Annotated in this window: 25 protein-coding genes and 3 tRNA genes; 20 read left to right on the plus strand and 8 right to left on the minus strand. The window is 65.8% G+C overall.

The genetic code is table 11. The annotated features are described in order from the left end of the window. Positions 1-26: 26 nt before the first annotated feature. Positions 27-1,937 (minus strand): class I poly(R)-hydroxyalkanoic acid synthase, encoded by a 1,911-nt coding sequence (gene phaC, locus ABL308_12140; GenBank protein ID XBQ15696.1) that lies wholly within the window; start codon positions 1,935-1,937, stop codon positions 27-29. A gap of 88 nt (positions 1,938-2,025) precedes the next feature. Between phaC and ABL308_12145 the strand changes: the two genes are divergently transcribed. The 6 genes from ABL308_12145 (at position 2,026) to ABL308_12170 (ending at position 7,033) form a co-directional block, all read left to right on the plus strand. Next, the gene (locus ABL308_12145) at positions 2,026-2,334 is read left to right on the plus strand and encodes a hypothetical protein (protein ID XBQ15697.1); all 309 of its coding nucleotides are present in this window, start codon (positions 2,026-2,028) and stop codon (positions 2,332-2,334) included. A gap of 63 nt (positions 2,335-2,397) precedes the next feature. Next, positions 2,398-3,357: a class II fructose-bisphosphatase gene (gene glpX / locus ABL308_12150; protein ID XBQ15698.1), complete on the plus strand. Its 960-nt coding sequence runs from the start codon at positions 2,398-2,400 to the stop codon at positions 3,355-3,357. Then, a complete protein-coding gene (gene recJ, locus ABL308_12155; protein XBQ15699.1) occupies positions 3,357-5,141 on the plus strand; it encodes a single-stranded-DNA-specific exonuclease RecJ in 1,785 nt (594 codons plus the stop codon). The genes glpX and recJ overlap by 1 nt, the downstream gene beginning before the upstream one ends. Positions 5,142-5,253: 112 nt before the next feature. Next, positions 5,254-5,328, plus strand: a tRNA-Glu gene (locus tag ABL308_12160). Between the two features lie 270 nt (positions 5,329-5,598). Next, positions 5,599-6,414 (plus strand): hypothetical protein, encoded by an 816-nt coding sequence (locus ABL308_12165; GenBank protein XBQ15700.1) that lies wholly within the window; start codon positions 5,599-5,601, stop codon positions 6,412-6,414. Next, positions 6,407-7,033, plus strand: a complete 627-nt coding sequence (locus ABL308_12170) for a hypothetical protein (GenBank protein ID XBQ15701.1) — start codon at positions 6,407-6,409, stop codon at positions 7,031-7,033. Before ABL308_12165 ends, ABL308_12170 begins: the two co-directional genes overlap by 8 nt. A 166-nt stretch (positions 7,034-7,199) precedes the next feature. On the opposite strand, the gene ABL308_12175 is transcribed toward ABL308_12170, so the two are convergent. Together ABL308_12175 and ABL308_12180 are read right to left on the minus strand one after the other, a co-directional pair. Further along, positions 7,200-7,775, minus strand: coding sequence for a manganese efflux pump MntP family protein (locus ABL308_12175; protein ID XBQ15702.1), 576 nt, complete (start codon positions 7,773-7,775; stop codon positions 7,200-7,202). Positions 7,776-7,845: 70 nt separating this feature from the next. Beyond that, on the minus strand, positions 7,846-8,970 hold the full coding sequence (locus ABL308_12180; GenBank protein ID XBQ15703.1) for a histidine kinase dimerization/phosphoacceptor domain -containing protein: 1,125 nt from the start codon (positions 8,968-8,970) through the stop codon (positions 7,846-7,848). 203 nt (positions 8,971-9,173) lie between these two features. Here ABL308_12180 and ABL308_12185 point away from each other — a divergent pair, with 203 nt between their 5' ends. After that, the gene (locus tag ABL308_12185; GenBank protein XBQ15704.1) at positions 9,174-10,367 is read left to right on the plus strand and encodes a DUF5818 domain-containing protein; all 1,194 of its coding nucleotides are present in this window, start codon (positions 9,174-9,176) and stop codon (positions 10,365-10,367) included. On the opposite strand, the gene ABL308_12190 is transcribed toward ABL308_12185, so the two are convergent. The 3 genes from ABL308_12190 to ppa all read right to left on the minus strand — a co-directional run bounded on the left by ABL308_12190 (position 10,364) and on the right by ppa (position 13,128). Next, a complete protein-coding gene (locus ABL308_12190) occupies positions 10,364-10,981 on the minus strand; it encodes a hypothetical protein (protein ID XBQ15705.1) in 618 nt (205 codons plus the stop codon). The genes ABL308_12185 and ABL308_12190 overlap by 4 nt on opposite strands. A 13-nt stretch (positions 10,982-10,994) precedes the next feature. Further along, positions 10,995-12,479 carry a peptidoglycan-binding protein gene (locus ABL308_12195; protein ID XBQ15706.1) on the minus strand — a complete coding sequence of 495 codons (1,485 nt, stop codon included), beginning with the start codon at positions 12,477-12,479 and terminating at the stop codon, positions 10,995-10,997. 121 nt (positions 12,480-12,600) lie between these two features. Then, complete coding sequence (ppa, locus tag ABL308_12200) at positions 12,601-13,128, minus strand: inorganic diphosphatase (protein XBQ15707.1); 528 nt, start codon at positions 13,126-13,128, stop codon at positions 12,601-12,603. A gap of 159 nt (positions 13,129-13,287) precedes the next feature. Between ppa and ABL308_12205 the strand changes: the two genes are divergently transcribed. The 8 genes from ABL308_12205 (at position 13,288) to ABL308_12240 (ending at position 18,774) form a co-directional block, all read left to right on the plus strand. Beyond that, a complete protein-coding gene (locus tag ABL308_12205) occupies positions 13,288-13,899 on the plus strand; it encodes a DUF192 domain-containing protein (protein XBQ15708.1) in 612 nt (203 codons plus the stop codon). Positions 13,900-13,950: 51 nt separating this feature from the next. Continuing rightward, positions 13,951-14,027, plus strand: a tRNA-Pro gene (locus ABL308_12210). A 33-nt stretch (positions 14,028-14,060) separates the two neighbouring features. Then, on the plus strand, positions 14,061-14,366 hold the full coding sequence (locus ABL308_12215; protein XBQ15709.1) for an ETC complex I subunit: 306 nt from the start codon (positions 14,061-14,063) through the stop codon (positions 14,364-14,366). A 20-nt stretch (positions 14,367-14,386) separates the two neighbouring features. After that, positions 14,387-14,463 (plus strand) — tRNA-Arg (locus ABL308_12220). 178 nt (positions 14,464-14,641) lie between these two features. Beyond that, positions 14,642-15,688: an efflux RND transporter periplasmic adaptor subunit gene (locus ABL308_12225; GenBank protein ID XBQ15710.1), complete on the plus strand. Its 1,047-nt coding sequence runs from the start codon at positions 14,642-14,644 to the stop codon at positions 15,686-15,688. A 56-nt stretch (positions 15,689-15,744) separates the two neighbouring features. Continuing rightward, positions 15,745-16,440, plus strand: a complete 696-nt coding sequence (locus tag ABL308_12230; protein ID XBQ15711.1) for an ABC transporter ATP-binding protein — start codon at positions 15,745-15,747, stop codon at positions 16,438-16,440. Further along, positions 16,437-17,594 carry an ABC transporter permease gene (locus ABL308_12235; GenBank protein XBQ15712.1) on the plus strand — a complete coding sequence of 386 codons (1,158 nt, stop codon included), beginning with the start codon at positions 16,437-16,439 and terminating at the stop codon, positions 17,592-17,594. Before ABL308_12230 ends, ABL308_12235 begins: the two co-directional genes overlap by 4 nt. 4 nt (positions 17,595-17,598) lie before the next feature. Then, positions 17,599-18,774 carry an ABC transporter permease gene (locus ABL308_12240; GenBank protein ID XBQ15713.1) on the plus strand — a complete coding sequence of 392 codons (1,176 nt, stop codon included), beginning with the start codon at positions 17,599-17,601 and terminating at the stop codon, positions 18,772-18,774. Here ABL308_12240 and metC read toward each other — a convergent pair. Then, a complete protein-coding gene (gene metC / locus ABL308_12245; GenBank protein ID XBQ15714.1) occupies positions 18,771-19,913 on the minus strand; it encodes a cystathionine beta-lyase in 1,143 nt (380 codons plus the stop codon). The two genes, ABL308_12240 and metC, sit on opposite strands and share 4 nt — an antisense overlap. A gap of 68 nt (positions 19,914-19,981) precedes the next feature. On the opposite strand from metC, the gene ABL308_12250 reads away from it, so the two are divergent. Continuing rightward, positions 19,982-21,040 carry an amino acid ABC transporter substrate-binding protein gene (locus ABL308_12250; protein ID XBQ15715.1) on the plus strand — a complete coding sequence of 353 codons (1,059 nt, stop codon included), beginning with the start codon at positions 19,982-19,984 and terminating at the stop codon, positions 21,038-21,040. Here ABL308_12250 and ABL308_12255 read toward each other — a convergent pair. Next, a complete protein-coding gene (locus ABL308_12255; protein XBQ15716.1) occupies positions 21,037-22,041 on the minus strand; it encodes a cysteine synthase A in 1,005 nt (334 codons plus the stop codon). The two genes, ABL308_12250 and ABL308_12255, sit on opposite strands and share 4 nt — an antisense overlap. Before the next feature lie 119 nt (positions 22,042-22,160). Between ABL308_12255 and ABL308_12260 the strand changes: the two genes are divergently transcribed. Genes ABL308_12260 through ABL308_12275 form a run of 4 tightly spaced genes read left to right on the plus strand, consistent with a single transcriptional unit; the run spans position 22,161 to position 25,792 of the window. Next, a complete protein-coding gene (locus ABL308_12260) occupies positions 22,161-22,820 on the plus strand; it encodes a cupin domain-containing protein (protein ID XBQ15717.1) in 660 nt (219 codons plus the stop codon). Between the two features lie 34 nt (positions 22,821-22,854). Further along, positions 22,855-23,577, plus strand: a complete 723-nt coding sequence (locus ABL308_12265; protein ID XBQ15718.1) for an SDR family oxidoreductase — start codon at positions 22,855-22,857, stop codon at positions 23,575-23,577. A gap of 5 nt (positions 23,578-23,582) precedes the next feature. Further along, on the plus strand, positions 23,583-24,263 hold the full coding sequence (locus ABL308_12270; GenBank protein XBQ15719.1) for a DUF6134 family protein: 681 nt from the start codon (positions 23,583-23,585) through the stop codon (positions 24,261-24,263). Beyond that, a complete protein-coding gene (locus tag ABL308_12275; GenBank protein XBQ15720.1) occupies positions 24,263-25,792 on the plus strand; it encodes a cryptochrome/photolyase family protein in 1,530 nt (509 codons plus the stop codon). Before ABL308_12270 ends, ABL308_12275 begins: the two co-directional genes overlap by 1 nt. Positions 25,793-25,800: the final 8 nt, after the last annotated feature.

Here is a 25,800-nt window from a genome sequence, read left to right on the forward strand (position 1 = left end):
GGATGACGATAAGGGACGGCCCCAGCCTAACTCCGCACCTTCACATATTCGCCCGGCGCCGGGCAGACCGGCTTGAGCTTGCCGCCGCCCGGTTCACGGGCGGGGACCATGTCGGACTCCATCGCATAGAGCCACGTTTTCCAGTGCTCCCACCAGCTGCCCGGATGCTCGGTCGCGCCTTCAAGCCAGGCTTCGCGGGTGTCGGGCAGGGCCTCATTGACCCAGTGCTGGTACTTGTTCGCGCCGGGGTGGTTGACCACGCCGGCGATATGGCCAGAGCCAGCCATCATGTACTGCACCGGACCGCCGAAGAGCTTGGCCGAGCGATAGACGCTTTCAGCCGGGGCGATGTGGTCTTCCTTGCTGGCCTGCATGAAGATCGGGATTTTCACCTTTGACAGGTCGAGCGTGTGCCCGCCGAGCTCCAGCCGGCCCTTCGACAGCTGGTTCTTCCGGTAGAAGGTGTCCAGATAATACAGGTGCAGCCGCTTGGGCATGCGGGTCTGGTCGGCGTTCCAGTACAGAAGGTCGAAGGCCTGCGGCTGGCGGCCGAGCAGGTAGTTGTTGATCACGAACGACCAGACCAGATCGTTCGAGCGCAGCATGTTGAACGTGTCCGCCATCGTCCGGCCGTCCAGCACCCCGCCCTGGGCGTCCATCAGCCGTTCGATCTCGCGGAACCATTCCTCGTCGATGAAGACCAGAAGCTCGCCGGCCTTCTCGAAATCGAGCTGGGCGGCGAAGAAGGTCGCAGACGCGATGCGGTCGTCGTCTTCCGCCGCCATCAGGGCGAGCGCGCTGCCCAGCATGGTCCCGCCGATGCAATAGCCCACCGTGTCGACCTGGCGTTCGCCGGTGGCTTCCTCGACCTTGTCCAGCGCGGTGAACAGGCCCTTGCGGATATAGTCCTCGAAGGTCGCGTCCTTGAGCTTGGGATCGGGATTGATCCAGCTGATCAGGAAGACGGTGAAGCCCTGCTCGACCAGCCAGGCGATCATCGAGGACTGCGGGCGCATGTCGAGAATGTAGAACTTGTTGATCCAGGGCGGCGCGATGAGGAGCGGGCGCTTTCTGACCTGCTCGGTCGCAGGCGCGTACTGGATCAGCTCCATCACTTCGTTGCGCCAGATCACCTGGCCGGGCGTGGCGGCGAGATCCTTGCCGACCTCGAAGCCTTCCATGTCGGTCTGGCTGAGGGCGAGCCGGCCCCGGCCGCGCTCGAGATCGTTCATCAGATGCATCAGCCCGCGGGTGAGATTCTCGCCGCGGGTCCTGAACGTCTCTTCGAGCACATCCGGGTTCGTCATCGCGAAATTGGTCGGCGCCATGGCGTCGATCATCTGACGGGTGACGAACTCCACCTTCCGCCGCGTCGCCTCGTCGAGCCCTTTCGCGCCGGCGATCAGACCGAGCAGGAAGCGCTGATTGAGCAGGTAGGACTGCTTCATCGCGTCGAACATCGGGTGTTCCGACCACGCCTTCGACCGCCAGCGCTTGTCGCCTTTTTCCGGTTCAATGGCGGGCGCGCTCTCTTCGCCGGAGAGGACTTTCTTGGTCGCGCCCGACCACAGATCGAGATAGCCGCGATAAAGGTCGGACTGGGCTTTGAGCAGCAATTCGGGATCAGAGAGAATGTTTTCCCAGGCCTGGAGTAGCTCCGGCGCGGCGTGCAGGGGATCGGCCTGCGGCGCGAGCGAGGTGTCGCCCTCCAGCGAACGGCGCATCACGTCGCTCATCAGCTTCTGCGATTTCAGCGCCGACTGCATGATCGTCCGCGAGGTCTCCTCCAGCCGGTCGAGGTCCTCCTGGCTCAGCGGGCTTAGCGCGGTCAGATCCGCCGCCGTGAACGCCTCCGGCTTCGGGGGTGTTTCGTGTTTCGGCGCAGAGGCTTCGGCCGGCCTTTCAGAGCCCGATCGGGTGGATTTACGCTCGGCCATGAGGGCGACTCCCGGCAAAGGGTGACAGCTACGACATGAACCGTATAGAAAGCGATGACCGCGTCCAACGGTCAGGAGCGCCGGTGTGATGAAAACTCTGCTTCCCGCTGTCTTTGCAGGCCTCGTGCTGGCCGGTTGCGTGCTCGCTCCCGATCCCGCGCCCGCGAGCTGGACCGATGCGCGCCTGGCCGAAACTCCGCCCGGCGCCGCACCCGCTTTCGTCGAGCGCGCCGTCGTCAGCGGCGAGGAGCGCCTGGACATCGCCGAAGCTGCGAACGCCGCAGAGACGGCCCGCCTGCGCGTCCGGACCTTCGGCGAAGCGCTTCGTGCGCCGACCCGCGACACCGCCGAATTCGTCGTGCAGGCGCGCGCCCGCGCCCTGCCGCCCCCGCAATAGACCCGTTTTTTCCTGATTACCGCCCGGCGGCGCGCCCGCCGGCTCGTCTTCAAAGGACAGACCATGACCAAGGGCCGCGCGCTCGAAGCTCTCGCCAACCAGGCCGTCGACGCGGCTGAACTCGCCGCCGTCGCCGCTGCGCGCCTTGTGGGACGAGGCGACAAGATCGCCGCCGACCAGGCTGCGGTCGACGCCATGCGGACCGGCCTGAACGCGATCTCGATGAAGGGCCGGATCGTTATCGGCGAGGGCGAGCGCGACGAAGCGCCCATGCTCTATATCGGCGAGGAAGTCGGCGCGGGCGAGGGGCCCGAAATCGACATCGCGCTCGACCCGCTGGAAGGCACGAGCCTGACCGCCAAGGGCATGAACAACGCGCTGGCGGTCCTGGCGCTCGCACCGCGCGGCGGCCTGCTGCATGCGCCTGACACCTATATGGACAAGATCGCCTGCGGGCCGGGCCTGCCCGCCGGGGTGATCGATCTCGATGCGAACCCGGCCGAGAACGTGGCCTCGGTCGCCAAGGCCAAGGGCGTGCAGCCCGCCGACGTGACGGTGTGCGTGCTCGACCGCGAGCGCCACCAGCACATCGTCGAGTCGGTCCGGTCCACCGGCGCGCGCATCATGTTCATCCCCGACGGCGACGTGGCGGGCGTGATCAACGCCGCCGATCCCGACGGCCGGGCCGATCTCTATATCGGCCGGGGCGGTGCGCCGGAGGGCGTTCTGGGCGCCGCCGCGCTGCGCTGCCTGGGCGGGCAGATGCAGGGCCGTCTGCATTTCAGGAACGACGACGAGCGCAAGCGCGCCGAGCGCGTCGGCATTTCCGATCTCGACCGCAAATACGACCTCGGGGAAATGGCGAGCGAGGACTGCCTGTTCATCGCGGCGGGCGTCACCGAAGGCGATCTGGTGCACGGCGTGCGCGAGGGCGCGGGCTGGGTGGAGACCCAGACGCTGCTCTTCTCCTCGGTGACCGGGCTTCGCCGAAAAATCACCACGCGGAGACAGCGTCGGGGCTGATGGCTGAGGGCGGGCCGCTTTTCGGCGTCACGCGTTCGCTGGGCGGCAAGGCCTGGGCGCTCAAGCCTGCCGACGACGCGGTCGCCGGTGCGATCGCCCGCGCGGCGGGGTGCTCTGACGCGCTCGCCCGCCTGCTCGCCGCGCGCGGGATCACGGTCGACACCGCGCCGGGCTTTCTGGCGCCGAAGCTGCGCGACAGCTTCCCCGATCCGTCGAGCTTTCTTGGGATGGACGCGTGCGCGTCGCTGATCTGGGACGCGATCGAGACGGGCGATCGGCTGGCCCTGTTCGCCGACTACGACGTCGACGGCGCGACCTCGGCCGCCCAGCTCTATCGCTGGCTCGACGCGCTCGGCGCACCGCCGCTCATCTACGTGCCCGACCGGATCGAAGAGGGGTACGGCCCTAACGCCGCCGCGTTCGAAAGCCTGAAGGCGCAGGGCGCAGGCCTCGTCCTGACGCTCGATTGCGGGGCGGCTTCGGTCGCGCCGCTCGCCGCGGCGCGCAGCATGGGACTGACCGTGGCGGTGGTCGACCACCATCTCATGAGCGGGGAGGCGCCAGAGGCGGCGGCCCTGGTCAATCCCAACCAGCCCGGCTGCGGCTCGGGCTGCGGCCATCTCGCCGCGGCTGGCGTGACCTTCGTCCTGCTCGCCGCGCTCAACCGTGAAGGCCGCAGGCGCGGGGCGTTCAAGGCCCGGCCCGAGCCTGACCTGATGGCGCTCGCCGATCTCGCCGCGCTCGGCACGATCTGCGACGTGGTCCCGCTCACCGGGATCAACCGCGCGATCGTGTCGACCGGGCTGAAGGTGATGAGCAGCTGGGCCAATCCGGGCCTCGCCGCGCTTGCCGAGGTGGCCGGGGTGACCGGCGCGGCGACGCCCTATCACGCCGGGTTTCTGCTCGGTCCGCGCATCAACGCCGGCGGCCGGGTGGGGCGGGCCGATCTCGGCGCGCGGCTGCTGACGACCGCTGACCGGGCTGAAGCCCGCCGAATCGCGGAAGAACTCGACCAGCTGAACGCCGAGCGGCGCGAGATCGAGGCGGCGGTGCTGGACGGCGCGACCGCGCAGATCGAAGCGGCCGGGGTGGCCGAGGACACGCCGATCCTGATCGCAGCGGGCGAACATTGGCATCCCGGCGTCATCGGCATCGCGGCCGGGCGCATCAAGGAGCGCTTCAACCGGCCCTCAATCGTCATCGGGATCGATCCCGAGACCGGCGTCGCGAAGGGGTCGGGCCGGTCCTGCGCCGGCGTCGATCTGGGCACGGCGGTCGCCGAGGCGCGCGAGGCGGGGCTGCTGATCGCCGGCGGCGGGCACGCCATGGCCTGCGGCCTGACCGTCGCCGCGGACCGGATCGACGAGCTCCGCGACTGGCTCACGAACCGGCTCGCAGCAGCCTGGACCGCCGCCGAAGAGGCGCGAACGTTCTCGCTCGACGCCGTGGTGCATCCCGCCGCAGTCGATTTCGAGTTTTGCGACGCCCTTTCGGCCGCTGCGCCCTTCGGCGCGGGCAATCCCGAGCCGCGCTTCGCCTTCTCCGATCTCAGGCGCACCTACGCCCAGCGGGTGGGCGCAGACCATGTCCGCTTCACCTTCGAGGCACGCTCCGGCGCGAAGCTGAACGGCATCGCCTTTCGCTGCGCCGACGCCCCGATGGGCCAGGCGCTGCTCGCGCCGGGCGAGGCGGTGTTTCACGCCGCGGGCAAGCTCAAGGCCGACGACTCCCGCTTCGGCAAGCGCGCAGAGCTTCACCTCGAAGATCTCGCCGAAGCCGGCTGAGCGCGCGGTGCGTCCCGCCGCTGCTCAAGGCCCGCTCCGCTCTGCAAAAAATAAGCAGGGCGCGCTTGCATCGGCGCCGGGGCGCGGATATATCACCGCTCCACGCCGATGCGGGCCCTTCGTCTATCGGTTAGGACGCCAGGTTTTCAACCTGGAAAGAGGGGTTCGATTCCCCTAGGGCCTGCCATCGGCGTTATATTTCCCCCTTAAGTCGTTGAAATATATGCCGAAATCGGCAGTCTGCGTTACAGGTTGCGGCGGAATCGAACTGTTCGCTTTAGCATCAAAAAACAATGCGTTAGCTGAAAGATTAGCCGAGCGTAAGCGGCCACGCGCCCTGCCAATCCTGTAAAATTCCGGTAACGGAATTTGTACGGTACGGCGTAAGGCTCACGCGGCCAAAGGTAACTCTTTCAAAAGCTGCACTAGCTAGGTTACGCTCCTAGGGGAGATAGCCATGAGTGAGACGGTTGCTGATCGCCAGATTGGCTTCAAAGTGTATGGCCCCGCTTCAATGGATGGAGCGGACGTGGCGGCTGACGTGTATGCGCGCAAGCTGGCCGCGTTCATCGCCGCACTAAAGGCAGCCGATAAAGCTACTAGCGATGGAAAGGGGCGCTACCGCTATAGAATAGCGCGCCTTCATACATCAATACCGACAGCGATCATCCGGGAAGAGGGAATTGCTCCCCTCGGCGAGTTCGATGCGTCAGGCATTGAGAGTTTTCTTCAGTGCGCTGATCTCCTCAAACGAGGCGACCCGGAAGCCCTTCGATATGGTGATTGTGCGAAGTACCTAGGGGCATTGTCGAGAACCAATCCTGAGTTTGGATACGCGGAGGCCTGGGACTCGAAAAACCGCGTCGTTAGAGCCGACAAGTTTCTGAGGGACCAAGCTAAGCGCGTCCTTAGCCCGGCTTCTCGTCGGCCCGAGAGTGCAGGTTGGTTCAAGGGGGCCACTTATGGCACTTTCGATGGGCTCCTTCAGGTCATTGATAATCGTGGCAGGCTGCCTCTGCTGAAGATCGCGCTCTCTGCTGGAGGACGCGAAATCGACTGCCTTGGAAGCAGTGATGAGCTGGATAGGGTCGCCTCTTACATCGGCAAACGGGTGAGGGTTTTCGGTCAAGCCATGTACGACGGCTCCGATGGTCTTCCGGTTAGGATTGAAGCAATTAGATTTGAACCAGTGAAAGCGGAGTCGGATTTTAGTCGTTGGAAAGGGGCTTTTGAACATTTTGATGCTGGTGCTTGGGGGGTGGACTATGAATAACCCGCCCACACCACTTTTTTGGGATAGCTGTAATTTTATTCGTTATGCGACAGGCGCGGGAAACGAAGAGTTTGTTGATGATTTGAGCCTATTTATAGATGAATCGCGCGGTAAAAATCCTCGATGGAAAATTTACTACTCTACTATTGTTCTGGCCGAGTTTCGTCCCAGCTTGCTTAAAAGTACGAAATTCGGCGGAATCGATGATTTTTTTGATGATTTTGGGAGTGCGTTCTATCCAATAGATCCTAACCCGGTGATCCTAGCAGACGCCGGAAGGATTAAGGACATTCGGCCGCATGATAAGTCCAATCCTCGTATGCCCTCTAAGCGGGTAGTCGGCACTCCCGACGCGATACATCTAGCCACATGCCTCTTTGCCCGAGACGTCCTTGGTATCTCGGATATTTCTTTCCAGACGCTCGATAAGGGGAAGGGGTCGAGCTGGGAGGGCAAATGTCTGCCATTGGTGGGGCTAGAAGACTGGTTTCCGCCGGAGGCTCGGTGCGACGTCACGAAGCGAGTTCTTGGACTGAAGCGGGAGCTACCGAAACACCCCGAGCCGAGGCTGATTGGGTTAGTCGGCTCAAAGACCGCTGCTAGTTCTGTAGGCAATTAACCGAAGCGTATGTTGGAGCCGAAAAGGAGCATTGAGAACACAAAAACCATTCCTGTAAAATGACGGTAATGCCGGCTTAAGCAATTGAAGAAAAAGGCATTTCGGTGTGCCTAGGGCCTGCCATCGGCGTGTTTTCGTTTCCCGACATCTCGACCACGACGCCGCCTCAGCCCGGGGCGAGAAACATGTGGTCGGTCCAGATCCAGATCCCGATGCCGACGAGGATCAGACCGCCGAGGAGTTCGGCGCGCTTGCCCAGCGCCGCGCCGACCACGGGGCCGATGACGAAGCCGGCCGTGCTGATGACGGCGGACACTGCGCCGACGATGAATGCGACGTAGACCGGCGCGCCCGACAGGCTGAGCGCGACGCCGACCGCGGCGGAGTCCACGCTGGTGCCGATCGCGGTGACGACGGTTCGAACAAACCCGCTTCGCGGCGGCGCGCCGGACGGCGTTTGCTCTGCATCTTCAAAGGATTCGACGATCATCTTGCCGCCGATCGCGCCCAGCAAAGCGAGCGCGATCCAGTGATCTAAAGCCGTGACCAGACCGGCGAAGGCGTGGCCCAGCATCCAGCCGCCCAGGCACATCAGCCCCTCGACCCCGCCGAAGGTCAGACCGTTCCTGATCGCCTCCGACACCCGGACCGACCGGCGCGCCGCGCCGCGGGCGACAGAGGCGGCGAAGGCGTCGCCGGAAAGTCCGACAGCGGTCAGACCAAGCGTGAAGCTTGCAAGCATGAGGCGTCCTGCGGCGGGGCGGGGGCGCTTTTCCTAGCACGGCCAGCGCCTTATGTGGGACGCGGCCGGCTCAACGCGCCCTGAATTCCAGCGTCAGGCGCGCGCCGCCGTCCGCCCCGTTCCAGCGCGCACTTGCGCCGATCTGTTCGGACAGGCCGTCGATCAGGGTCATGCCGCCGCCAGGACGGCCCGCCTTGCGGTCGGCGGCGTCGAACCCCGGTCCGTCATCGCTGAGTTCCAGACGCACGCTGTCGGCGTCGATCCTCGACAATCGCAGGCGGACGCATCCGCTCCTGCCGGTGAAGGCGTATTTGAAGCTGTTGGTGATGAACTCGTTGACGATCAGCCCGAGCGGGGTGGCCAGCTCGGACGAAGAGGTGACCGGGTCGGTCTGAACCTCGCAGCGTACGTCCGGGAAGCGGTCGCGGTTCATTTCCAGAAGATTGTCGACCAGGCTCGTGAGATAGGACGCAAGGTCGAGCCTGTCCCCGTCCTCGCTCTCATGCAGCCGCGCGTGCACGAGATGAAGCGTGTCCAGCCGGTCGGCCACATAACCGAGCTCGAGCCGGGCGGTTTCGTTGTCGGTGCGGCGCTGCCGGATCCGCGCCAGCGCCGCCATGGTGGCGAGATTGTTCTTCACCCGGTGCTGCAGCTCGCTCATCAGCGTTTCGTTGCGCTGCATGGCCTGCTTCAGCGAATGCAGCTTGTGCAGCCGATCGATCACGGGACCCAGAATGGAGCCGTAGGTCCTCAGAAATTCGATATCGACGCGGTCGAATTCGCGGGGCTCGCGGTCGTCGACCTGCAACAGGCCGAAAGCCCGACCGCCGGGCAGGAAGATCGGCACGTTGACCAGTGCGACGACCCCGGCGTTCCGCATGAACTCGGGAAACTCGAAACGGGTCTCTTTGCGGATATCCCGGGTGATCAGAGGTTCGCCACTGGCGATCGCGAAGGTCTCCGAAGACCGTTCCGACAGACGCATCGTCGCGCGCCCGACCACCTGGTCAGGCCAGCCCACGCCGGCCACGACACGCGCCGTGCCGTCGCCGTTCTCGATCTCGACGACCTTGGACATGGGCGTGCCGAGGCTGCGGGACACCAGGCGGCAGGCCTCGGTCAGAACGTCATAGAGATCGTCCGAGCGCAGAGCGTATTCGCCGAAGTCGGCCAGCACGCGCTGGCGTTCGATCATATCGTCAAGGGACCGCAAAAATACGCTCGATGCGACAGGAGCCCTAGTCTAGCTGTCAGGATAAACCGATCCTTGTTGCGATTGAAACCGTGACGGCGCCCCTTGATCGCAGTGCGAGGCGAATCCGGGCGTCACCGATCGGAACGAAGGGCGGGGGCGGCGGCGTTCACGCTACGGCGGGGCGCGATCGACCGAGGTCTGTGATGCTTCTTCGTTCCTGTCTCGCCGCGGGCGCCGCCGGTGCCGCGCTTTGCACGTTTGCAGCGCCCGCTTCAGCGCAGTCGTCCTGCGGTTCTCGCTACGCCGTGGAGTATGGCGACACCCTGTATCAGATCGCCCAGCAGTGCCGGACGTCACTGAACCAGATCATGGATCTCAATCCGCGGCTCGATCCCCGCGCGCTGAACGTCGGCGAGGTGATCCGGCTTGAGCCGCGCGCCGACCGCGACGCCGAACCCGATCCGCGCCAGACCGGCGGGCAGTACCGGGTCCGCCGAGGCGATACGCCCTACACGATCGCAGAACGGGTCGGCGTCTCTCTATTCGAGCTTCTGGCGGCGAACACCGACATCGACGCCGACGCCCTTCCGGTGGGCGAAATCCTCGACATTCCCGGCCGCCGCAACCGGCAGGCGGGGTTTTCCATCTCGCCCAGGCAGGGCGGGCCGGACACCGAGGTGACGCTTCAGGCCTATAACCTGCGGCCCGGCGACTGGGTGACCATCGGCGCAGGTCCGCAGGCCAGCGAATGGCGCGCCATCGATCAGGCTCAGGTGAACGAGGACGGCGAGCTCACCGCAACGGTCGAAACGCCCGACTACGCAGATCCGGGCGACAACTTCATCTTCGTGATCGACACCGATCGCGGGCTGACCTTGAAATCGGACGTGTTCGACGTGACCGGCCGCACCGGCGACGATCCCGGCCCGCTTTATGAATTCACCGGCCGGGTCCGCGAAGGCGCCGAGTGCTATACGCTTCAGGCCGAGAACGGCGCGGAGTACGCCCTGACCAGCGACGATGTCAGCTTCACCGCCGGCGAATATGTGCGCGTCGAAGGCCGGCGCGCCGGCTATTCATACTGCCAGGACGGGCGATTCACGCTCGATGTCGGGCTCATCGAAGAGGCCTCTCCGCCACGTGACGACGACTGGGACGACGACGAGCGCCGCTGGCGCGGCGATCGCGAGGTGGCGCTGGAGGGCCGTGTGCGGCGCGGCGTGGAATGCTGGACGCTGACCACGCCTGACGGCGATCTCTATGCGATGACCAGCGACGACGTGCGCTTCACCGAAGGCGAATACGTCGAGATCACCGGCGAAACCGTCGATGTGAGCTTCTGCCAGCAGGGCGAGGCGACGATCGACGTGGAGACGATCGCCGAGCCGCGCCGCTAGTTGCAGGTGCGCGCCGAGAAGATCGAGCCGATGGAGCTGCGGCAGGTGTCGGTCTGGGCCGACGGTCCTGCGGGCCGGCGCGAGGGCGTCGCGTCCTCGACCATCGCCGCCCGCAGCTCGCCCAGGCCCTGGGAGGCGTCCATGAAGCGCTGTTGGGCGCTGTCCCAGGTCGCCCGGGTGGCCGAGCACGCGCCTTCGTCATAGCCGCGCACCTGCATGCACATCGCATAGCTGCGGCAGCTCTGGGCGGCGAAGCGGTAGGCGGCGTCGAGGTCGAATTCGAACGTGCGCAGAAGCCCGGTCAGCTCGCTTTGCGGCGCGGCGGGCGGCATCTGGGTCAGGCGGCGTTCGTCGGCCTCGTAGGTGCTGTCAGGCTCGCCCTGATAGCCGTAGACGAGGCTGCGGGCGATCTCGATCCGGCTGTCGCGTTCCTCACGCAGGGAGCTGATCTCGCAGACCCGTTCGGCGATGTCGATCGCGGCGGCGTCGCTTGCGGCGACGGACGGCGGAAGCGGTCCGACCGGGCCGGGGTTCGGCGGCAGGGGCGGTCCGGTCTCGACGCAAGCCGCAAGGGCGAGAGCGGCGGCGCTGATGGCGAGGATTGCGGGTTTCATGATGCGCCTCGTTTCACTGTTCGTTAGGAGCGGTGATGCACCCGCTCGCAATGCTGTCGCCTGTGTACTGGTCGAGCCCGGCAAGGCCTCCGCCGTCGGGATCGTCGCTCAGCGCGTCGCCGAGCTCTTCGCGGATCCGGTCCCATCGCGCTTTTGCGTCAGGGCCGGCGCGCGATCCGATCTCGCGCAGCCGCGCTGAAAGCGGATGGCCGAGCGCCTGGGCTTCACGAAGATAGGCCCAGGCGCGGTCGTGATTTTCCACCACCGCGCAGAGCCGGTAGCTGCCCAGCACGGCCTGGGTGCCGAAGATGAGCGCGAGATTGAAGTTCGCGTCCGGATCGCCGCGCTGGGCGGCGATCTGGAACCACTCCAGCGCGAGATCGGTGTTCTGCTCCACGCCGAGCCCGGTCGCATGCATGATCCCGAGCACGTTCTGCATTGCGGGGTCGCGGGCGGTTTGGGCGGCGTGACAGACCAGCTGGGAGGTCTGGTCTGGCGTCAGCGTCCCTGTTTCGTCGTATCCGAACTCGCGCTGCAGCGCGCGGACCGCGTCGCTGGTCGCCGGTCCGTACTCGCCGTCGATGGTCCCGTTGTAATAGCCGAGCGCCGAGAGCGCCGCCTGGCGGACCCTCAGACTGATCGCCTCGTTCGAGACGTTGCTCTGGGGCAGGGCGATCCGGCGCAGCGACGCGACCGTTGTGGGGCACTGCACGCTGTGACCCTGGATGCGGCGCTGAGCGAGGATGCCGGCCTGCGCGCCGAACACCTCCGACCAGGCCACCGCGTTGCGCCAGGCGCGTAAAGCCCGGTCGCGCGGCGTGAGGTCCTCGCCCGGTGAACGCGTGATGCCCGGAAACCGGAAAATGCTGACCGATTCGCTCTGAGCCGCAGCGGCCGAGGTGCTGCTGATCGCTTCGCTGGCCAGTTCGGCGTCGCCGATCAGAAGCCAGTACCGCGCGCCGGCGGCGTATTCGCGCGCCAGCCGGATGCGGTCGGTGGCGCGCTGTTCGGGCGTCACCGCAGGCGGTTGCGCCGGAAAACGCCGGGAGTCGCGCCAGGTGTCGCTTCCGCCGCCGGTCGGGTTCGAGATCGGCGGCCAGCCGTCATCGTCCTCGTCGTCCAGGAAAGCCTCGGGTCCGTGATCGCGTCCGTCGCAGGCGTCGAAATTGCACGCGCGCGACGCGTACCGGCAGACGTTCTGGATCGCCTCGTCTTCGTCGAGCGGGCGATCGAGCCATTCGTAGCGCCGGCTGCTTCGCGGATCGCGATCGGCTTCGGTGTCGCGCACGATCGCGAGGAAGTCGTCATATTCCGCGCCGAGCAGATGCGATTGCATCACCTGTTCGAAACAGGCGCAGGCGGCCGGATCGCTCCGGCCGCAATACCGATCAAACCCGCCGCTTGAAGAGGACCCGCCGCCGAACGGCCACTGAACCGCCAAAGCGGTCAGGAGCAGTACGGCGCCGCCAATCGCGCTGGAGCGAATCGTCACGCTCATACGCCGGTCCCCTCGCATTTCCCAATTCCCCTGAGCGTCAGGGTCATGGATCGTTAACCAAAGGTCAACTGGCGAGGCCGAGCGGCGGACGAATTTTCCCCAAGGTGTGACCGGGCCGTGTTCAGGCCCTGGCGCGCTCGATCGCCTCGACGATCAGCTGGCGGGCGCGCTCGGCCCCGTACCAGCCTTCGACCTTCACCCATTTGCGCGGTTCGAGGTCCTTGTAGTGCTCGAAGAAGTGCGTGATGCGCGCGAGCTGGGCCTCGTGCACGTCGGTGTAGTCCGCGATGTTGTCGTAGAACGGCGACAGCTTGTGGTGCGGCGCGGCGAGGATTTTCTCGTCCTGGCCGCTTTCGTCTTCCATCAGGAGCACCCCGATCGGACGGGCGCGAACCACGCAGCCGGGGATCAGCTCGGTCTGGCCCAGCACCATCACGTCGATCGGATCGCCGTCGTCGGACAGGGTGTGGGGGATGAAGCCGTAATTGCACGGATAGCGCATCGGGGTGTGCAGGAAGCGGTCGACGAAGACCGTGCCGGCCTCCTTGTCGAGTTCGTACTTCACCGGCTGGCCGCCGACGGGAACCTCGACGATCACGTTGACGTCTTCAGGCGGATTTTCGCCGATGGCGATCTTGTCGATGCGCATGGGGAGGGCTCCTTGATCTGTTTTGCGGCGAAAGAAGCCGCAGCCGCGCTCCGCCGCAAGCGGTTTCGCGCCGCGCGCGCTGAAAAATCGCAGCCCCGTGCCGCCTGTCGGCGCGGGCGCCGATTGCCCGGCGGCGCGGGCGGAGCTAGGTTCGCGTCCATGATCAAAGCGCGCCTCACTCTTCTTCTCGCCGCCCTGGCTTCAGGCTTCGGTTTCACCGCTTGCGCCGCTGCGCAAGGCTTCGTCGATCCAACCGCCCCTGACGCGGTCGTTCAGTACGGCGGACCCGACCCGCTCGTGATCGAGACCGGGGAGGGGGAAACCGTCACCCTGACGGTGGAACTCGCCGAAACGCCTGAAGCCCGCCAGCGCGGGATGATGTGGCGTGAGGAGCTGGCGGCTGACGCAGGCATGCTGTTCGACTTCCAGGTCGAGCAGCCGGTCTCGATCTGGATGGCCAACACGCCGCTGCCGCTCGACCTCATCTACATCCGGGCCGACGGCACGATCGCGAAGGTCGCTGTGGGTGCGGTTCCGTTCTCGCGCCGCTCGATCTCGTCTGACGTGCCGGTGCTCGCTGTGCTGGAAATCAATGGCGGCCGGTCCGTCGAGCTCGGCATCGATCCTGGCGACGTCGTGCGCCATCGCTGGTTCGGCAATGTCGAGGCCGCTGAACCGGCGACGGAAACGCCGGCTGAAACGCCCGCCGCAGAAGCCGGTGAAGAGCCCGCCGAAGAGCCCGGCGCCGAGCCGCTGCCCGAAGAGGGCTAGCATCGCTTGCCAGCCGCGCGCGGGCGGCCTAAACCCGCTTTGAAACAACGCCGGGGCGTAGCGCAGCCTGGTAGCGCATCTGCTTTGGGAGCAGAGGGTCGCTGGTTCGAATCCGGCCGCCCCGACCAGTTTCCCGGCCCCGCCGGCGAGGAAGGTGAGTGATGTTCGCGAAGATCTACCGCCCGTCGAAAACCGCCATGCAGTCGGGCCGCGCCAAAACCAAGCAGTGGGTGCTGCAGTTCGAGCCCAAGGCCGCCAAGCGCCCCGATCCGCTGATGGGCTGGGCCTCGACCACCGACACCACCAGCCAGGTCAAGCTCAACTTCGACACCAAGGGACAGGCGGTCGAGTACGCCCGCAAGCACGGCATCGCCTTCCAGGTCGTCGAAGCGCGCGAGACCCCGCGCCGGATCAAGTCCTATTCGGACAATTTCTCCTTCACCCGCCGCGAGCCCTGGTCGCACTAGCGACGGGGCGGCGGGCGAAAGCCTCCGTAGCTCAACCGGATAGAGCGCCCGCCTTCTAAGCGGATGGTTGCAGGTTCGAGTCCTGCCGGGGGCGCCATGATTGCTGTCCTTCCTCGCGGCCGTTCGGTCGGTCCTCCCCCGGCTTGAAGCCGGGGTGCGGGCGGGCGATCGCCCTTGCGAACCTACATGGCCGAAATTTTCCAGCCTGATGACATTTGGCACTAGCGAGCCGGACCGGCTCGCCGTTTACTCGGGATATAACCTAGGGGACGACGATGACCGACGAGCGCACGCGCGCGCTACATTCTCTAGCTATCGATCGAGAGGACGACGCCGGAGGCCGGTCGGGTCCAGGCTGGCTGGGTCTGATCGTCACGAGCTTGGTCACCGCCGGGCTCGGCGCCGGCGGTGCATGGGTCTATCTGCAAACTCAGCAGCCAGAGGCCTCCACCACTAGTCAGATCGCCCGGCCGGCGGCCGAGCCGAGAGAAGCGCGCGAGTCGCCTGCGGAGCCGGCTGTCGCGACCCGTGCCGAGCCGCGCGCTTCAGGCCTCGTGGCGTCGGGTTATGTCGTCGCACGCCGCCAGGCGACGGTGTCGGCCGAGATCACCGGCAGGATCCGAGAAGTGCTGATCGAAGAGGGCGCGGTTGTCGAGGCTGGCGACGTGCTCGCCCGGCTCGATGACGAACGCGCCCGGCTCGACCTCGATCTCTTCGAGGCCCAGGCCAGGTCCGCAGACGCCCGTGTCCGGTCTTTATCCGCTCAGCTCGACGAGGCGCAGGTACAGCTTGATCGCGCACAGCGGCTGGTGGGCTCCGGATTCGCATCAGAAGCCTCGGTCACTGCGCTTCAGGCGCAGCGCGACTCGCTCGTAAGCCAGATCGCGGCGGCCCGTGCCGACGCGGCCGCCGCCCGTGTTCGGCTCGCCAGCCAGGTCGACTTCGTCGATCGCCATGTGGTGCGGGCCCCGTTCGCCGGCGTGGTGATCGCGAAGAACGCCCAGGTCGGAGAAATCCTGTCGCCGGTGTCTGCAGGCGGCGGCTTCACTCGGACCGGCATCGCGACGCTCGTCGACATGAGCAGTCTCGAACTAGAGGTCGATGTGAACGAGGGGCAAATCCAGCGTGTCTCTGCCGGCCAACCGGTCGAGGCGGTGCTCGACGCCTACCCCGACTGGCGCATTCCCGCCCGCGTGGAGGCGATCATCCCGACCGCCGATCGTGCGCGCGCGACGATTCAGGTCCGGGTGACGCTGCTCGAACGCGACACGCGGGTCCTGCCGGACATGGCGGCGCGGGTCACCTTCCTTGAAGGCGAGTGAGTATGAAGGCGTTTGCGGCCTAGGGGATGAAGCGAGAGAGACGGGAAGAACCAGGCATGACCGAAGCGCTCTACCAGCTGAACAATCTCTCCAAGCGCTACACGCGCGGCAAGGAGAGCATCACCATCTTCTCCGATCTCACCATGACGATCGCGAGTGGCGATTTCATCGCGATCATGGGACCGTCCGGCTCGGGTAAGACTACGTTGCTCAATCAGCTCGGCGGCATCGATCGGCCGAGTTCGGGCGAGGTACTGTTCGAAGGGGCCCGGATCGATAATCTCGCTCAGTCCAGACTGGCGAAGTGGCGCGCGGCGAATGTCGGGTTCATCTTCCAGTTCTACAATCTTATGCCGACTTTGACCGCGGCGCAGAATGTCGAGCTGCCGCTGCTTCTGACCAAGCTCTCCGGCAAAGAGCGCAAGCGCCGTGTCGCCACGGCTCTGGAGATCGTCAAGCTCGGCGACCGGGCCCGCCATCGTCCGCGCCAGATGTCGGGCGGTCAGCAGCAACGCGTCGCGATCGCAAGAGCGATCGTCGCCGACCCGAAAGTGCTGCTCTGCGACGAACCGACAGGCGATCTCGATCGTGCGACTGCGGACGAAGTGCTCGAGACTTTGCAGCTTCTGAACGACGAGCTCGGCAAGACCATCGTGATGGTCACGCACGACCCCTCGGCGGCGAAGTACGCCCGGCGAGAGTTGCATCTGGACAAGGGGCGCTTCCTCGAAGGCAAGGCCGTACCGGCATGAACGACGCCACGCTGATCCGCAAAAGTCTTTTCCGGAAAAAGACGCGGGCGATCCTGCTCGTTCTGTCGATCATGACCGCATTCCTGATCTTCGCCGTGCTGGGGGCGTTCTCCCGCGCGCTGAATGCCGGCGTCGAGACGGCCGCCGCGGACCGGCTGGTGACCCTGAACGCAATCAATTTCACGCTCGACATGCCGTATGCGTATTACAGCCGGGTCGCGGGGATCGAAGGGGTCGAGCATGTCACCCACGCCAACTGGTTCGGCGGCTATTATCAGGACCCGCGGAACGTCATTCAGGCCTTCGCCGTCGAAATGGAAAGCTATCTCGCGGTCTATGGCGAGCTGGTGATCACCGCCGGCGACCGCGACACGCTCCTCAATCAGCGCGACTGCATGGCGCTCGGCGCCGATCTCGCCGGTCAGTACGGCTGGAGCGTGGGCGAGCAGATCCCGCTCAGTTCGAACATCTGGAGCCAGCAGGACGGCGCGCGCGCCTGGGACCTCGAAATCTGCGCGATCTTTGATGCGGAAGATGAAGATGTGCCGGCCAACTATCTGATTTTTCATTACGAATACTTCAACGAGGCGCTCGCCTTCAATCGCGACCGGATCGGCTGGATGATCCTGACCACCGGGGACCCGGCGCGTAACGATGCTGTGGCGCAGGCCATCGATGCGCAGTTCGCGAACTCGCCCGCCGAGACCGAGACCGCGACCGAGGCCGCGTTCGGTCAGGCCTTCCTAGAGCAGGTCGGCAATATCGGACTCATCCTCACCCTGGTCATCGGCGCCGCGTTCGCCACCATCCTGATGATCGTCGGCACGACGATGGTGATGGCCATCAACGAACGCACCAAAGAGGTGGCGGTCATGAAAACGCTCGGCTTCTCGCCGCCGCGCATATTCACCCATGTTCTGAGCGAGTCCGTCTTGCTGAGCCTTCTGGGCGGTCTGCTGGGGCTGGGGCTCGCTGCTGGAATGGTCACCGCTGTCGGCGGCGCGCTTGCCGGGTTCCTGCCGGGTTTCCGGATGACTTCCGACATCGCGGTGCAGGCCGTCGGGCTGATGGTGCTGTTCGGCGTCGTGACCGGACTGCTCCCGGCGGTCAACGCCATGCGTCTGAACATCGTAGACGGTCTCTCGAAGGATTAGGGCGATGCTCAAGCAGATCGGCGCAGTCACGATGATTAATCTGCGCTCCATTCCACAGCGATGGGGCATGTCGCTCGCCACCGTGCTGTCGGTCGCGCTCGTCGTCGGGGTCCTTCTGGGCTTTCTCGCGATGGCCAACGGGTTCCGCGCGACGGTGAACGGTACGGGCTCTGACGACGTCGCGGTCATCCTGAGCTCAGGCGCACAGGCCGAGCTGAACTCCGGGCTCGGTCGTGACTCCGTTCGCCTGATCGAAGTCGCCCCCGGCATTGCAACGGATGCGGCGGGAGATCCGGTCCTGTCCGCGGAGCTTTATGTTATCGCCGACGGCCGCAAGCGAGCCACCGGCACTGACGCGAACCTGCCTCTGCGCGGGGTCGGCGAAAACGCGGCGGCCCTTCGCGACGGGTTCACGCTCACCGAGGGGAGAATGTTTGCTCCGGGGTCGAACGAACTCGTTGTCGGCGAGGGCGTCATCCGAGAGTTCGCAGGCTTCGATCTCGGCGAAACGATCCGGCTCGGCGCGAATGAATGGCGGGTCGTCGGGGTCTTCTCAACCGGAGGCTCGGTGTTCGATTCCGAAGTCTGGGCTGACCTCGGCACCATCCAGAACCTCTACCAGAGGACCGGGGCGGTGCAGTCGGTCAGAGCCCGCCTCGAGGATCCCGCAGCGCTCGACCGTCTGAAGGCATATTTGGAAAACGAACCGCGCCTGGATGTCGAAGCCTCCAGCGAGCGTGAATTTTTCGCCGCTAGCGCGGGCGGCACGTCCGATCTGCTGATGTTTCTGGGCTGGCCGCTCGCCATCGTGATGGCGGTCGGCGCGTTGGCGGGCGCGTGGAACGCGATGTACGCCTCGGTCGACGCCCGGACGCGTGAGATTGCGACCTTACGCGCCATAGGTTTCGCAGGCTTTCCCGCCTTTGTCGGGACGATGGCGGAGTCGCTTCTGCTCGCGCTGATCGGCGGGATCGTGGGAGCGGCCGCCACCTATCTGGTGTTCGACGGTGTGTCCGCCTCTACGCTGGGCGGCGGGTTCACCCAGATCGTGTTCTCGTTCGCCGTGACGCCCGCCGCAGTGATCGCCGGCGTTACGCTGGCCTTGATCGTGGGCGCGTTCGGCGGGTTTTTCCCGGCGATCCGGGCGGCGCGCGTTTCGATTTTAAGAGCCCAGGGCTAAAGCTGCGCCAGCCCCTGCTCCAGGTCCGCCCAGAGGTCTTCGACGTGTTCGAGGCCGACGGAGAAGCGAACGAGCGCGCCTTCGGCTTTCCACGGAACGGCGGTGCGCTTGATCTGGCGGTCGCAGGGCAGGACGAGGCTTTCAAACCCGCCCCAGGAAAACCCGATGCCGAAAAGCTTCAGGCTTTCGGCGAAGAGTTCGCCGCCCCGCGCATCTATCCCGTCGAGAACGACCGAAAAGCAGCCCGACGCGCCGGTGAACTGACGCTGGTAGAGAAGGTGGTCGGGGGAATCCTCGAGCGCCGGATGAAGCACGCGCGCGATCTTCGGGTGGTTGCGCAGCCTGCGCGCCAGAACGACGCCGTTCGCGCCCGACCGTTCGATGCGGAGCGCAAGCGTCCTGAGGCCCCGCAGGGCGAGGAAAGCGTCGTCCGGGGAGACATGCAGGCCGTAAAGCGACTCGCGCTCATTCAGCGCCTCGGCGTTTTCGCCGCGTGCCGCGACCGCGCCCATCAGAAAGTCGGAATGCCCGCCGACATATTTCGTCAGCGCCTGGGCGGCGAAATCGACGCCCAGCTCTAGCGGGTTCATCAGGATCCCCGCGCTCCAGGTGTCGTCGATGACCGTCTTCACCCCGGCGGCCTTCGCCGCCCGGGTGATCGCCGGGACGTCCTGAACCTCGAATGTCAGCGAGCCGGGAGATTCGAGCAGGATGAGGCGGGTTTTCTCGCCGATAAGGGTCTCGATGCGCGCGCCGATCTTCGGATCGTAATAGCGCGGCGTGACGCCGAGACGGGGAAGCTCATGGTCGCAGAAGCGGCGCACGGGGCCATAGACGCTGTCGCTGATCAGCGCCTCGCCGGGGGCGTCGATCGCGGTGCGGATCGCATGCGCGACCGAGGCGAGGCCTGACGGGGCGAGGGCGACGTGGTCGGCGCCGTACAGACCGGCGATCGCCTCGCGCAGCTCCGCGTTGGGCGCGAGCCCGCCGCGACCGTAATGCCGGCGCGGCGGGGTCGGGCTGTAGAGCTCGTCCGTGGATGGCGCGAGGACGGTCGAGGCGCGCTGAACCGGCGGGTTCACCAGCTCGGGGTTTTGGGCCGGCCGGCCTGAATGGATGAGTCGCGTCTCGCGTTTCATGTCGACAAGCCGCCTTCCTGGTCGTTACATCTGGCCTCGCTCCCGAGCGATTTAGGACGGCCGGACCGGTGACGCCAACCTCGTTTCTCGACGCTTTCGCACCGCGCCGCCTCGCGCGGGCGGCGGCGGCCTTCGCGCTCGGCTTCGCCGCAGCGCAATCGGACGCTGAACGCGCCGGGGCCACGCTGACTGAAATCCGCGATCGCGGAACATTGCTCTGCGGCGTCGATACAGGCCTTCCGGGCTTCGCGGAACGTGATGATCAGGGCCGCTGGTCAGGCTTCGAGATCGATCTGTGCCGCGCCTACGCCGCCGCGTTCCTCGGCGATCCGCGCCGGGTGCGGTTCGTGCCGCTGACCACCGAAGAGCGGTTCGAGGCGCTGCTCGACGGCCGGGCGGACATCCTTTTGCGCAACACCAGCTGGACCTTCGCGCGCGACGCCGGCCTGCCGGTGTCGTTCGCCGGCACCTATTATTTCGACGGGCAGGGCTTTCTCGCACCGGCCGATCTGGGCGTGGCGAGCGCGCGCGAGCTCGACGGGGCGCGAATCTGCGTACAGCCGGCGACGACCTCGATGCTGAACCTCACCGATTACGCCGCCACCCACGGCCTGACGTTCGAGCGCGTGCTCGTCTCGACGACCAGCGAAGGCGTCGAGGCCTATCAGGCCGGCCGGTGCGATGCGTTCACCTCCGACATTTCCGCGCTGGCCGGGGCGCGGGCGAGCCTCGCTGAGCCCGAGGGCCATGTGATCCTGCCCGACATCATTTCAAAGGAGCCGCTCGGGCCGGTCGTCGCCTCGGGCGATCCCCGCTTCGCCGAGGCGGCGCGCTGGGTGCTCAACGCGCTCATCGCCGCTGAGGAATACGGTGTGACGGCCGAAAACGCCGCCGAGCTCGCCGGAACCGCACGCAGTCCGGAAATCCGCAGGTTGCTCGGCGCTGAAGGCGCGATCGGCGAAGCGCTCTATCTGCGGGGCGATTTCGCGCTCGACGCGGTCACCGCGCGCGGCAATTACGGCGAGATCTTCGAGCGCCATCTGGGCACGGATGGTCTCGGCCTGCGCCGGGGGCTCAACGCGCAGTGGGACGAAGGCGGGCTCCTCTACGCGCCGCCCTTCCGCTAGGCGAGCCAGGGCGGAACCGGCAGGCCTTTCTCGCGCAGGAAGTCGGGATTGTAGAGCTTGGACTGATAGCGCTGGCCGTGATCACACAGGATCGTCACGATCGTGTGGCCCGGGCCGAGCTTTCGCGCCATGCGCACCGCGCCTGCGATATTGATCCCGGCCGAGCCGCCCAGGCACAGCCCTTCCTCCATCACGAGGTCGTAAAGGATCCCGAGCGCCTCTTCGTCGGGGACGCGGAAGGCTTCGTCGATCGCCGCGCCTTCGAGATTAGCCGTGATCCGGCTCTGGCCGATCCCCTCGGTGATCGAGTTCCCCTCGGCCTTGAGCTCGCCGTGCGCGTAATAGCCGTAGAGCGCCGCGCCGCCGGGATCGGCGAGGGCGATCTTCACATCCTTCGACCGCGCCTTCAGCGCATCCGAGACGCCCGCGATCGTCCCGCCGGACCCGACCGCCGCGACGAAAGCGTCGATTTTCCCGCCGGTCTGCTCCCAGATTTCGGGACCGGTGGTCTCGGCGTGCGCCTTGCGGTTGGCGGTGTTGTCGAACTGGTTCGCCCAGATCGCACCGTTCGGCTCGCTGGCCGCCAGCTCCTCGGCCAGGCGGCCCGAATAGCGCGCGTAATGGTTCGGGTTCGAATACGGGACCGCGTCGACCAGGATCAGCTCGGCCCCCATCAGGCGGATGGCGTCCGCCTTTTCCTTCGACTGGGTCCGCGGAAACACGATCACGACCTTGTAGCCGAGCGCCTTGCCGACCATGGCGAGACCGATCCCGGTATTGCCCGCCGTGCCCTCCACGATCGTCCCGCCGGGCTTTAGCGCGCCACGGGCCTCGGCGTCCCGGATGATGCCGAGCGCGGCGCGGTCTTTCACCGACCCGCCGGGATTGAGGAATTCCGCCTTGCCCAGAATCTCGCAGCCAGTCTCGTCGGACACCTTGTTCAAACGCAGAAGAGGCGTGTTTCCAATGAGATCGACGACGCTGCGAGCGGTTTCGGCCATGGCGGGGCTCCCTGTTTTTACCGGCGCAAGCTAGGGTCTGGAGCCCACGCCTGCAATCAGCGCGAAGTTCTGCTCGCAGTCTCGTGATCCGATATGTCTTTGCCAGCGTAAACCTGACCATGAACAACGATACGCCTCACACCCGACTACATGACGGCTGGCTGCTCGACGCAGCGTCCGGCGCGGTGCCCGCCGCCGTCCGGGTGCTGGCCGCCTGCCATGGCGCGCTCAATTCCGAGGCCGGGCGCACGCTCGGCGCGGCGGAAAGCGCGTTCGGTGCAATGCTGGAGGCCGCGCCGCGCGCCGCCCTGCGTCCCGGTGCGCTGGACGCAGTCATGTCCCGGCTCGGCGAACCCGAACCGGTCGAGCCCGAAACCGGGTTCTCCCAGTTTCCCTGTCCGCTGACCCGAGCGCTCGCCGCCTGCCGCAATCCGCGCTGGAAGCGCAAGCTCGGCGGCTACAGCGAGATCGTACTGGATTCGCTGAAAGAGCCGGGCGTGCACGCGCGCCTTCTATCCATTCCCTCGGGCAAGGGCGCTCCGGAGCACGATCACGAAGGCGACGAGCTGACCCTCGTGATCTCAGGCGCGTTCACCGACGGCGCCCGGCGCTATGGCCGCGGCGATGTCTGCGTCGCCGGACCGGGCGCGGCGCACCGGCCGCGGGTCGAGGATCCCGAGACCTGCGTGTGCTTTGTCGTCGAACTCGGCGCGCTCAGGCCCACCGATCCCGTCCTCGCCGCCGCCGACAGGCTGATGGGCGGCCGGCTGATGCAGTGAGGGCGGGCCCTCTTCGCAACCGAACGGATCGTTCATGACCACCCTGATTTTCGGAGCCACCGGCGGCGTGGGTGAAGCGCTCGCCAGACGGCTGTCTGCGTCCGGCGAAACACTGTTCCTCACCGGTCGCGATGAAGAAAAGCTGCGCGCGCTCGCCGATGAACTCGGTGCCCGGTGTACGACCTGCGACGCGCTCGACACCGAGCAGATCGAAGCGGCCGTCGAGGAGGCGGCGAGCGAGGACGGCCTGTCCGGCCTCGCCTTCTGCGTCGGCTCGATCGATCTCGCGCCGCTGCGCCGGTCGAACCGCGACACCCTGCGCAAGAGCTTCGAACTTAACGCGGTGTCAGCCGCTGAAGCGCTGCGCTGCGCCGATCCGCACCTTAAGAAATCTGGCGGCGCTGCGGTGCTGTTCTCTACCGTAGCGGTGTCGCAGGGCTTCGTCAGTCACGCCGCGATTTCGATGGCCAAGGGCGCCGTCGAAGGGCTGACGCGCGCTGTGGCGGCCGAATGGGCGCCGAAAGCGCGGATCAACGCGGTCGCGCCGAGCATTCTGGATACGGGCATCGCCCAGCCTCTGCTCTCGTCGGACAAAATGCGCGAGAGCCTTGGAAAAATGCACGCGCTCGAACGGATCGGCGCGCCAGAAGACGCAGCCTCCCTTGCAGCGTTCCTGCTGTCGGAAGACGCAGGCTGGATCACCGGCCAGGTCTTCACCATCGACGGCGGACGCTCGCGCGTCAGAACGAAAGGATGACACCCATGTCCCGCATGCTCTGCGCCCTCGGCGCACTGGTTCTCACCGGAACCGCCTACGCCCAGGACCCCGCGCCCCGCCCGCAAGCCGGCGAGGAAATCGTCTTCGACGTCTACCGTCAGGGCGACACCGATTTTGGCAGTCACTCCGTGCGGTTCCGCGATGACGGCGGCGATCTGATCGCGGAGACCAGCATCCGGCTTCGCGCAGGCCTGGGGCCGATCACCGTCTTCCGTTATGAGCACGACAACACCGAGCGCTGGCGCGACGGCGATCTGGTGGGCCTGAGCGCCCGCACGCTGAAGGACGGCGAGACCTATGAGGTCGACGCTTCGCTCGATGGCGGTCAGCTGGTCGTCGACGGACGCTACGAAGAAGGCGAGCCGTTCACGGCGGAATACCCGGCCTCGATCCTGCCGTCCTCGCACTGGCACGGCTATCCGGCAGACACCGCGTCGATCCTGAACACCGAGTTCGGCACCGAGATGGACGTCACCGTCGAGTATCTCGGCGAGACCGAGATCGAGGGCGACGGCGGGATGATCACGGTCGATCACTACCGCCTTTCGAGCTCGCTCGTCGTGGATCTGTATTACGATAAGAACGGCCGCTGGGCCGGCTGCACGTTCGATGCGCGCGGCCAAAGCGTGCGCTATGTGCGCCGGGCCGATCCGCTGGCGGGGTGATGGCGACGCTGCGCCTCATTCTCGGCGACCAGCTGAGCGCGAACATCGCCTCGCTTCGCGACTACGAAGCGGGCGATCTCGTGCTCATGGCCGAGGTCGACGGCGAGGCCACCTATGTGCGCCATCACAAGAAGAAGATCGCCTATCTCTTTTCAGCGATGAGGCATTTCGCGTCCGATCTTGAAGGCCGGCAGATCAAGGTCCGCTATACGAAGATCGACGACCCCGACAACGCCGGCACGCTTGAGAAAGAACTTGCGCGCGCTCTCAGGGACGGCGATTTCGACAGGCTGGTCGTCGTCGAGCCCGGCGAGTTCCGCTTGCGCAAGACCATGGACGGCTGGGAGCACCGGCTGGGCGTCAGGACCGAGATCCGCCGCGACGACCGCTTCATCACAACGCTCGATCAGTTCAACGCCTGGGCGGACGGCCGTAAGCGCCTGACCATGGAGTATTTCTACCGCGAGCTTCGCAAGGAGACCGGCATCCTCATGGACGGGGACGAGCCCGCCGGCGGGAAGTGGAATTTCGACCACGACAACCGGGACTCCCTGCCTGACGACATCACGCTGCCTGAGCGGCTGAGGATCGATCCGGACGAGACGACGAAAGACGTGCTCGAAACGGTGGCCGACCGGTTCGGCGCGCATTTCGGCGATCTCGATGACTTCTGGTTCGCCGTCACCGCCAAGGACGCCGAGCGCCAGCTCGACTGGTTCATCAAGGAGGGGCTGCCCTGCTTCGGGGACTATCAGGACGCGATGAAGACCGGCGAAGCCTTCCTCTTTCACTCCGTCCTGTCGCTTTACATGAACGCGGGCCTGCTCGATCCGATGACGGTGTGCCGCAAGGCGGAGAAGGCCTATCGCGACGGCGACGCGCCGATCAACGCGGTCGAGGGCTTCATTCGCCAGATCCTGGGCTGGCGGGAGTATGTGCGCGGGATCTACTGGCGCTTCATGCCCGACTACCTCAAGCGCAATCACCTCGACGCCAGGCGCAAGCTGCCGGAGTTCTACTGGACCGGCGAGACCAAGATGGCCTGTCTGCGCGACGCGGTGCTGACCACCAGGCGGCACGCCTACGCGCACCACATCCAGCGGCTCATGCTGACGGGCAATTTCGCGCTCATCGCCGGGCTCGACCCGGTCGAGGTCAACGCGTGGTACCTGATCGTTTACGCCGACGCGTATGAATGGGTGGAGGTGCCGAACACCCACGGCATGGCGCTTTACGCCGACGGCGGGATCATGGCGACCAAGCCCTATGCCGCGTCAGGGGCTTACATCAACAAGATGAGCGATCACTGCAAGAATTGCAGCTATGCGGTTAGCAAGAAGAACGGCGACAAGGCGTGCCCGTTCAACTACCTGTACTGGAACTTCCTGATCGAGAACGAGAAGACGCTGCGCGGCAATCATCGCCTCGGCATGATCTACAAGACGCTCGACCGGATGAGCGATGAGAAAAAGACCGCCGTTCGCGAGGACTCGCGCCGGTTTTTCAAAGAGATCGGCATCGCCGGCTAAGGAGGCCG

The sequence above is a fragment of the Oceanicaulis sp. genome, from assembly GCA_040112665.1.
GTDB lineage: Bacteria > Pseudomonadota > Alphaproteobacteria > Caulobacterales > Maricaulaceae > Oceanicaulis.